General features: G+C 66.4%; 7 protein-coding genes. All 7 read right to left on the reverse strand.

What is annotated here, in order from left to right; all coding sequences use genetic code 11:
• Positions 1-7 precede the first annotated feature (7 nt).
• The 7 genes from AC07VH_RS26055 to dpgA all read right to left on the reverse strand — a co-directional run bounded on the left by AC07VH_RS26055 (position 8) and on the right by dpgA (position 8445).
• A complete protein-coding gene (locus AC07VH_RS26055) occupies positions 8-1198 on the reverse strand; it encodes an efflux RND transporter periplasmic adaptor subunit (RefSeq protein ID WP_494788758.1) in 1191 nt (396 codons plus the stop codon).
• 22 nt (positions 1199-1220) lie between these two features.
• On the reverse strand, positions 1221-2705 hold the full coding sequence (locus AC07VH_RS26060) for an efflux transporter outer membrane subunit (RefSeq protein ID WP_494788757.1): 1485 nt from the start codon (positions 2703-2705) through the stop codon (positions 1221-1223).
• Between the two features lie 129 nt (positions 2706-2834).
• The gene (dpgD, locus tag AC07VH_RS26065) at positions 2835-3647 is read right to left on the reverse strand and encodes an enoyl-CoA-hydratase DpgD (protein ID WP_475418046.1); all 813 of its coding nucleotides are present in this window, start codon (positions 3645-3647) and stop codon (positions 2835-2837) included.
• 11 nt (positions 3648-3658) lie between these two features.
• Complete coding sequence (locus tag AC07VH_RS26070) at positions 3659-5047, reverse strand: aminotransferase-like domain-containing protein (protein WP_494788756.1); 1389 nt, start codon at positions 5045-5047, stop codon at positions 3659-3661.
• 12 nt (positions 5048-5059) lie between these two features.
• Entirely contained in the window at positions 5060-6415 is a 1356-nt protein-coding gene (gene dpgC / locus AC07VH_RS26075; RefSeq protein ID WP_494788755.1) for a (3,5-dihydroxyphenyl)acetyl-CoA 1,2-dioxygenase DpgC, read from the reverse strand.
• A 61-nt stretch (positions 6416-6476) separates the two neighbouring features.
• Positions 6477-7226 (reverse strand): enoyl-CoA-hydratase DpgB, encoded by a 750-nt coding sequence (dpgB, locus tag AC07VH_RS26080; protein WP_494788754.1) that lies wholly within the window; start codon positions 7224-7226, stop codon positions 6477-6479.
• Between the two features lie 88 nt (positions 7227-7314).
• Positions 7315-8445: a 3,5-dihydroxyphenylacetyl-CoA synthase DpgA gene (gene dpgA, locus AC07VH_RS26085; protein ID WP_475418041.1), complete on the reverse strand. Its 1131-nt coding sequence runs from the start codon at positions 8443-8445 to the stop codon at positions 7315-7317.
• Positions 8446-8459 lie beyond the last annotated feature (14 nt).

The following is an 8459-nucleotide window of genomic DNA, read 5'->3' on the forward strand; positions in this document are numbered from 1 at the left end:
GCTCCGTTTACCGAGAGACCGAAGTGGTCCGGGCGGGCGCCGACGGCGCCGTCTGGTAGGCCAGCTTGGGCTGGGCCTGTTCGGCGGCCACCTTGACCACGTCTCCGTCGGCCAGGAAACCGGCGCCCTGGTCGACCAGCACCGCATCGGCGCCGACCCCGGCCAGCACCTCGATGCGGTCGCCGACCCGGCGTCCAAGGCTGACCTTGGTTTGGCTGACCTTCTCGTCAGGGCCGACCCTGAACACATAACCGTGGCCATCGCGCATCACGACCGCGCTCTGCTGCACCGTCAGCGCCGACGCGCGGCCAATCTCGAACCGGCCGCGCGCGAACAAACCAGCCTGCACCTCAGGCGAGAGCGGCAGGTCGATGTACACCAGCCCGTTACGGGTGGAAGGATCAAGCGTCGGTCCGACCATGCGCACCGTGCCGGATACGGTCACGCCGTTGGAGACGGTCAACGTCACCTGCTGTCCCGGCTTGATACGGCGCAGATCGCTGCCCGGCACTTCGGCCCGCCATTCGAGCCGGTTCTTGCGAATCAGCTTGAACAATTCCTGGCCCTGCGGCGCCACGCTGCCCAGGGTGGCGCTGCGCGCCGAAATCACACCATCGTCGGACGCCCGTACCGCAGTCTGGTGCAAGCGCACCTGGGCACTCTTGAGCACAGCCTGGGCCGACACTACCCGCGCCTTGCCGCTACGCTCGGCCGTGAGATACTGCGTCATCTGCTGCGCGCTGACCAGGCCGCTGGTGGCCAGCGGTTGGGTGCGCAGGACATTGGACTGCGCCTCGGCCAGCGCCGAGCGCGCTTCCTCGACCGCCGCCTCTTTCTGCTCGACATCGGCTGCCACAGTGGCGGCATCGAAGCGCGCCAGAATCTGCCCGGACTTAACGCTGTCGCCCACATTGACGCTGACTTCAGCCAGGCGCAGGCCGCTCAACTCGCTGCCAATAACCGCCTCCTGCCACGCAAATATGCCGCCGTTGGCCGACAGCGCAACCGGCCAGTCGCTCGGCTGCGGCCTGGCGGTGGTGACCGTCAGCATGGCTTTCTGCTTGACCGCAACTGCCGGTTCGGCGGCGGCTTTGGCATCCTGCGACGACGAGGCCGCGCTCACCCACGCAAGCGCCACGGCACCGGCGGCGGCAATCGCAATGGCGATCTTTTTCTTTGTCATTACAAGCTTCTTCATGGGAATCTTCCTGGAGGGTGAATTAGGAACTGGGCGGCAGCTCGCCGGGTTTGATGGCCACCGGCGGCATGGCATGCGGGGCAGCGAGAGGCACGGCCTGCCAGCCCCCGCCGAGTGCCTTGTACAGCGCGATCCAGGCCTGCACCCTGTCGAGCCGGACGCCGACGTGCGTCAGGCGCGCAGACAGGCTGTTGCGGCGCGCCTCTTCCAGGTCCAGCAGCCCGCTGGCACCGGCGCGGAATTTCTCGTCGCTGGCCTGGAAATAGCGTTCATACTGGCGCGCGGCAATGTCGGCGTCCGCTTCGCGGCGGGCCGCCGCGTCGAGCCGCACCAGCGCTTCCTCGATTTCGCGCACGGCTTCGCGCACGCGCTGCCGGTACACCCCGGCCTGCTCGTCATAGAAGCCCCGGGCCTCGGCGGCCTCGGCCTTGCGGCGGCCGCCGTCGAACAACGGCAGGCTGAGCGAGGCCGGTCCAAACGACCATGTATCGGCCGAGCCGGACAGGCCGCCGCTGCGCAGCCGGCCAACGCCGATGCTGCCGCCCAACAGCAGACTGGGGTAGCGCTGCGCCTCGGCTACGTTGATCCCGGCCGCCGCTGCCGCCAGCTCGCGTTCGGCCGCGGCGATATCGGGCCGCCGCGCCAGTGCCTGGGCCGGCACCGCATCGACCACGAAGGCCCGCGGGCGCGGCAGCTCGCCATTGCCGGCGACCAGGCGCGCACGCAGGTCCGGCTCGGCCAGCCCAGTCAAGGCCACCAACGCTTTGATATCCATGTCGCACAGAGCGCGCTGGGCCACCAGCCGCTCGCGCGCGGACGCAACGGAAGCGTCGCTGAGGAAGCCCTCGGCGCGGGCCATGTAGCCGGTCTTGAGCGCTTCCCCGGTCAGGCGCGCCACCGATTGGCGCGATTGCAGATCCTGTACCAGAATGTCGTCGCTGACGGTGCAGGCGCGATAATCGACCAGCGTGACAGCCACCTCGGCCGCCAGCGATACGCGCACGGCCTGCCAGTCGGCTAGCCGCGCGCTCCAGCGCGCATCGGCCGCCTCGGCAGCCTTGGCGCGGGCGCCAAACAAGTCGACCTCCCAACTGGCATCGAGACTGCGGTTAAGCGTGGTGGCCACCATCGAGGCGCCGGGAGCGCTCACGCTACGGGCGCGGGTGGCACTGGCGTTCAAGCCCAGCCCCGGCAGACGCGCCGCGCCAGCGGCCTGGTAGACGGCGCGCGCCTGCAGCACGCGCGCCAGCGACTGCGCCAGGGTGGGAGAATCGACCTGCGCCGCCTGCACCAGTTCGGCCACCAGCGGGTCGTCGAACTGCCGCCACCAGGCCAGATCGGCGTCGGCCGGCACCGGAGGCATCCCATCCTGCTGCAGGCTATGCGGCAGCGGAGCCTCGAATCGTGGCGGTGCGGCCAGCGCCGGACTGCGGTAATCCGGCCCGACCGCGCAGCCTGCGGCAGCACATGCCACGAACATGGCACCGGCTAGTCTGGTTGGGTACATCGACACTCTCCTCATCTGATTCTTGCCTGGAGCGGCACCGCAAAGGCGGGGCCGGTACAAGCATTAAATCAAAGTGGTGCATCGATTGGTACTAGCAATTCTGCTAGCCAGAGCTGCTCATGGCGCCAGCTAGCTGGCTTTCCAGGCAGGCGGGCGCTGCTCCACGAAGGCGCGTGGCCCCTCCAGGCAATCGGTGCTGGCGCGGCGGCGCTCCTCCCACTCGTAAGTGGCCTGGAAGGCCTGGTCGAGCGGCAGCGTCGACGATTTCTGCGCCACTTCCTTGATCGCCCGCAGCGACAACGGCGCACTGCGCAGCACGTCATCGACCCAGCGCTCGACGCATGCGTCCAGCTCGGCCATCGGCGCCACCTCGTTGACCAGGCCCAGCTGGTAGGCGCGTTCGGCGCTCAGTCGCCGTCCCGTCATCAGATAGCCCATGGCGGTCTTGGTCGGCAGTTGCCGGGTCAGGCGGAATACGCCGCCAGCCCCCGCGATCAACCCCAGCCGGGCTTCGGGGAGGGCGAACTCCGCATGCTCGGCAGCGACGATAATGTCGCATGCCAGCGCCAGCTCGAAACCGCCGCCCAGCGCATAACCATTGACCCGGGCGATCAAGGGCTTGGACATGGAAAAACGCTCCGTCAGCCGCGGCCAGCCTGTGCCGCCGGCGCTGCCAAAGCTCGACGGCGGAACCCCGGCCTGGTTGCGCCGCACCAGTTCCTTGAGGTCCTGACCGACCGAGAAAGCACGCTCACCGGCCCCGGTGAGCACGCCCAGCCACAGGTTGTCATCCTGCTCGAAATCACCCCAGATGGCCGCCAGTTCGGCATGGGTGCGCAGGTCCAGAGCATTGAGCGCCTGCGGCCGGTCGAGGGTGATGTAGGCCACATGCCCGCGCTTGTCATAGCGCACGCGGGTGGCCTGTCCCAGCTCGTGCATCATATTTCCCATAATTAATACTCCGTCAGCAGTTCATGGACCGGCGCCGGCCGCCGGCCGACGTGTTCGCTATGCAGGAAAGCCGCCAGCCGGCGCGCGCCTTCGTCGATCTGTTGCGGCGTCAAATAACTGCACGAGAGTCGCAATTGCTGGTTGCCTGCGTCATTGAGATGGAAATAGCTCATCGGCGTCCACAGCACGCCATAGTCCCGGGCGCACACCTTGAGCAGCGCGGCGTCGGCCGCCACCGGCAGACGCATGCGCAGGAAGAAGCCGCCGGCCGGCACATGCCAGTGCACGCCGTGAGCAGGATCACCATTCATGCCGACATGGCGCGTCAGCGCGTCCAGCAGCAGGCCAAGGTTGCGGCGGTAGAGCGCTCCCTTGTCTTTGCTGAGGAGGGCCAGCGAACCGTCATGCTCAAGCAGCATGCCCCCGACGATGGCTTGGCAGATTGGCGAGGTGTTAACCGTGACCATGCTTTTCAGGGACGCGAGTTCGTCCGCCATCAGCCGCACCTGGCCGTTACAGTCGCGCACTGCCTGGTCGGCCACCACAAAGCCGATCCGTACGCCCGGCATGCAGATCTTGGCGCAGGTACCGAAATAGATCACGCGCTGGAGACGGTCGAGCGACTTGAGGGTGGGCAGCGCGGTGCCTGGGGCGGCGGTGAAACCGTAGGCGTTGTCTTCCAGCAGCAGGAAATCTTCGCGTTCAGCCAGTTCCAGCAGCCGCTGCCGCGCTGCCAGGTCGAGCACCGTGCCGGATGGGTTGGAAAAGTCCGGCGCCACGTACAGCGCGCGGATGCGTTTGCCCTGGGCGCGCGCGCGGCGGCAGGCGCTCTCCAGCTGTTCCCAGTCGAGGCCGGCGCTCCAGCCGTCGGCGCCCCGGCCTTCGTCGATCGGTACGATGGGCGCGCCCAGCACGCTGGCGGCGCCGACGATGCCGGCAAAGCTGGGATTGACCACCGCCAGCAGGTCGTCGGCGCAGGCGCACAGGGCGCGCAGTACCAGCAGCAACGCTTCCTGGCAGCCAACCGTGACCACCAGCGACTCCGGCGTCACCGCCATGCCCTCGTCGCGCAGCAGGGCGGCGGCGATCAGCTCGTTGATCATACCTTTGCTGGGGCCGTACTGGTAGAGCTGCTTGCGGATCTGGGCCGGGTTGCGGCCCTTGACTGTGGCCAGGTAGTCCGTATACCTGTCCATGTAGCGACCCAGATCGATATCGTCGAACAGGCCGGCAAAGGGTGCGCCCGGCGCGAACGAGATCGCCTGCGGATAGTGATCCATGACCTCGTTGAGGAAGCTGATGGCATCGAGCGCGGGATCGCTCACCGATGCATGCAGGGCGCTGCGTTCGAGGATGACGCCATTCCCGGAAAGTGCTTGAGTGGTGGACATGATGGTTGCTCCTCAGGCTTGACGCACTTTGTCCAGCACATCCTGGCTGTACATGCGATGCGCCTGCTCGAAGGCGAACTCAGCCATGTACTGGCGGAACAGGTCAAGCGGCTCCTCGGCCAGCACCAGCATGCGCTTGTTGGCCATCACGGCCGGGCTGTCGAACGCGGCGACGCTGCGCTCGACAGCGGCATCGAGTTCGGCCGGCTCCACCACCTCGTCGAACAGCAGGCGGCCGTCCGGCTCGGCGGCGTGCACCCTGCGCCCGCCAAGGATGATCTGGCGCGCCATCCGCGTGCCCACCGAACGCGTCAGGCGCAAATTGGCCACGCCGGGAACGATGCCTTCCTGCGCGGCCGGCAAACTGAAGAAGCTGTCCGCGCCGCCGATCACCTTGTCCGACACTAGCAGCAGTTGCGCGCCGCCGCCAATGGCGAAGGTATCCACGGCTGCAATCCACGGCTTGGCCAGTTGCCGTGGCCGCCTATCCTCAGGCACATCAACCAGCAGGCCGCGCAGCATCTTGTTGAGGTAGCCGAGCTCTCGCCGCAGCAGGAAGTCAACCAACGAGATGCGGCCGTTGTGCAGGTTCTTGAGATTGATGCCGGCGCTGAATACGCGGCGGCCGGCGTACTTCGGATGGCTCATGATGCCGCCGCGCAGCACGCATACACGCACCGCATCGTCGAGCAGGGCCAGATCGACCGCAGTTTCCATGTCTTCGATCAGCTGCTCGTCCTCGGCGTTGAGGCAGCGCGGGTTGTTGACGGTGAGGTGGGCGGCAAAATCGCGCCGTTCCAGGGTCAGGGTCGGCAAATCGAGCCGGCCGTCGCTGCGGAATTGCGCCAGCAATGCCTGGGCGCGCGCACCCGGATACAGCATGCTCTCGACGAGGTGCCGGCCGCTGGCCGGCGCGGCGAGCACCTCAGAAAAGAAAATGCCCTGGTCGATTTCTCGCGCTTCCTTGTCCCCCTGCGGCGACAGGCGCTCCTGGGTGATTGCCGCTTGATCCGGGACCAGGCCGGGAAACAGCTCCGCAGCCGCATACGCCAGTTCGGCCAGTTGCGGGCGCAGGGTCTTGCCGGCCGTCAGGCGGTCATATACCCAGTCGGCGTGCAGACGCAGGAAGTTGGTGCGCGCTGCGCGACTGGCGCCGTGGATGGCCTCGGCGGCGGCGCACTGTTCGGCAGAGCGCAGCGGCTTGGCCGGCAACTGCGCCAACAATGCCTCGCCGTCGGCGACATGGCAGGCGAGCGCGCGGGCGTCGGTGTCGGGCACGCGGGTGATGGCCGGTGGCGCATCGCGCCATTGGCGCCATGTATGCCGCATGATGGTCGGGCCGGTGGAAGAGTGCTGGGCGAAGCTCATGGTTGATCCTTGTCGGTGAATGAATGAAGGCATGCCGTAGTGCGCGGGGAAAGTGCCCTCCTTAGTTGACGCACTCGATTGCAGCAACGGGGGCAGGCGCATGCACGACAGCGGCAACCGGCTGCTGCGTGGTGCGCAACAGGCGGTCGCAGGCCGCGAGATGGGTGCCGAGGCCGTCGTCATAGCTGAGCGCCGAAGCATCCAGCAGCAAGCGGCGGCGCACTGGCAGGTCGCCGGCGATGGTCGGGCACAGCGTCTTCAGGAAGGCGCTGGCGGCCGACTCGACATCGCCCGCGATCTCGTCGACCAGACCCAGCGACTGCGCCAGCGATGCGTTCAACGGCATACCCAGCAGAGCGAAGCGGCGCGACCACGTCACACCGATCTGGTTCGCCAGGCGATGCAGCACCATGCCGGGCAGAATGCTGCCATCGCGGCGGCACAGGCTCATGGACAGCCCCTCGGCAGCGATGCGGTAGTCGGTGGTCAGCATGACCGCGATGCCGAGGTCGTTACAAGAGCCACTGACGGCCAAGATGGTGACGGCGTTGAGGCGTTCGATGCGGCGCAAGGCGCGCTCCCACTGGTTGACCAGCGCCACGTCGGGTTTTCCTCTGGCCGCCTCGGCGGCATCTTGCGGGCGAGCGCTCATCGCCACCAGCAGCGTGGCACCCGTGCCTGCATCTTCCACGCAATCACAGGCGCTGTTAATGCTGTCGACCAGCGATTTGTCCAGGGAGCCGGAGACGTCGAGTTCCAGGCGGACCACGGTGCGGCCTTCGATATGCGAGATGGAGTTGAACTTGAACATGATGATTTCCTTTGCGTAGAGTTGGTCTGAAAAAACTGTCTAAATTAAATGTATGAAGCAACTTCCTGAAGAAAAATGCGGCTGCGTCTTACCACTGAAGCAGCGCGGTCTCGATAGTCGCGCCCGGTCCCATGGTCATCATCACGGCATAGTCGCCGGGACTCACCAAGCCCTCATCCAGCAAGCGCTGGTAAGAAAACAGGAAGGAGCCGCTCGACATGTTTCCGTAGTCGCGCAGGACGCTCAGCGTATGCCGCACGTCGCGCGCCGTCAGACCGAGGTTGACTTTCACTGAATCGATCACCTTCTTGCCGCCGGAGTGGACGATCCAGTGGGAAATCTCACTGCGGCGCAGGCCGGCTTCGGCCAGCAACTGGTCGATCACCGGCTCGGCATTGGCGCCCACCACATAAGGCACGTCCTGCGCAAGGAAAAAGCTGAACTTGCCATGACTGTCATCCCAGTCGAAGCGCATGGCATCGATCGCCTCGGCCACCACGCAACTGTTAAAGCCGAGAATGGTGGGCATGTTCGGCACGCGTTGGCGGTCGGCCACCACGGCCAGCGCCCCGGCGCCATCGCCGAACAGGCTGTTGACCACGGCGGTCTGCATGGTGCCGTCGATCACATAGGCGGCCGAGCAGATTTCCACGCAAAGCATGATGGCCAGCTTTCCGGGATGGGCCTGGGTCCACGACGTCACCGCGTTCAGACCGTTGAGGCCGGCGTTGCAGCCCATGCCGACGATGTCGAGCCGGGCGCAGTCGCGCCGCAGATTCATGCGCTTGCACAGCAGCGCACTGAGGCCCGGAGTCAGCATGCCCGTGGTGGTGACACAGCACAGGTAGCGAATGTCTTCCAGGCTGGCGCCCACCTGCTGCAGGCAGGCCAGCACCGCGCGCTCACCGATTTCCAGCGCCTGGGTGCTGTGCTTCTTCAGCAGCTCCCCCTGGGTTTCGACGACGAGGGTACCGTCCGCCGCCGGCTGCGGCAGCGTCAGGTGGCGGCGTTCGACCGAGCCGCTCAAGAACATCAGGCGGATGCGGCGGTCGTCAATGTTGAAGGCGTCCAGCACGTCCTGCTGGCTGTACGCCGTAGCCGGCGTGGCAGTGCCGACGCCGACGATCTGGGCGTGCGCCGTTTCGAACACGGGCGCGGCCGCCTGCTTGCGGTAAGATGTTTTGGGATGAAGCTGAATCGGTTCCTGAGTCATGGTCATTTTGATTCCTCTTG

This window comes from Janthinobacterium sp. GW821-FHT03C10, assembly GCF_059420865.1.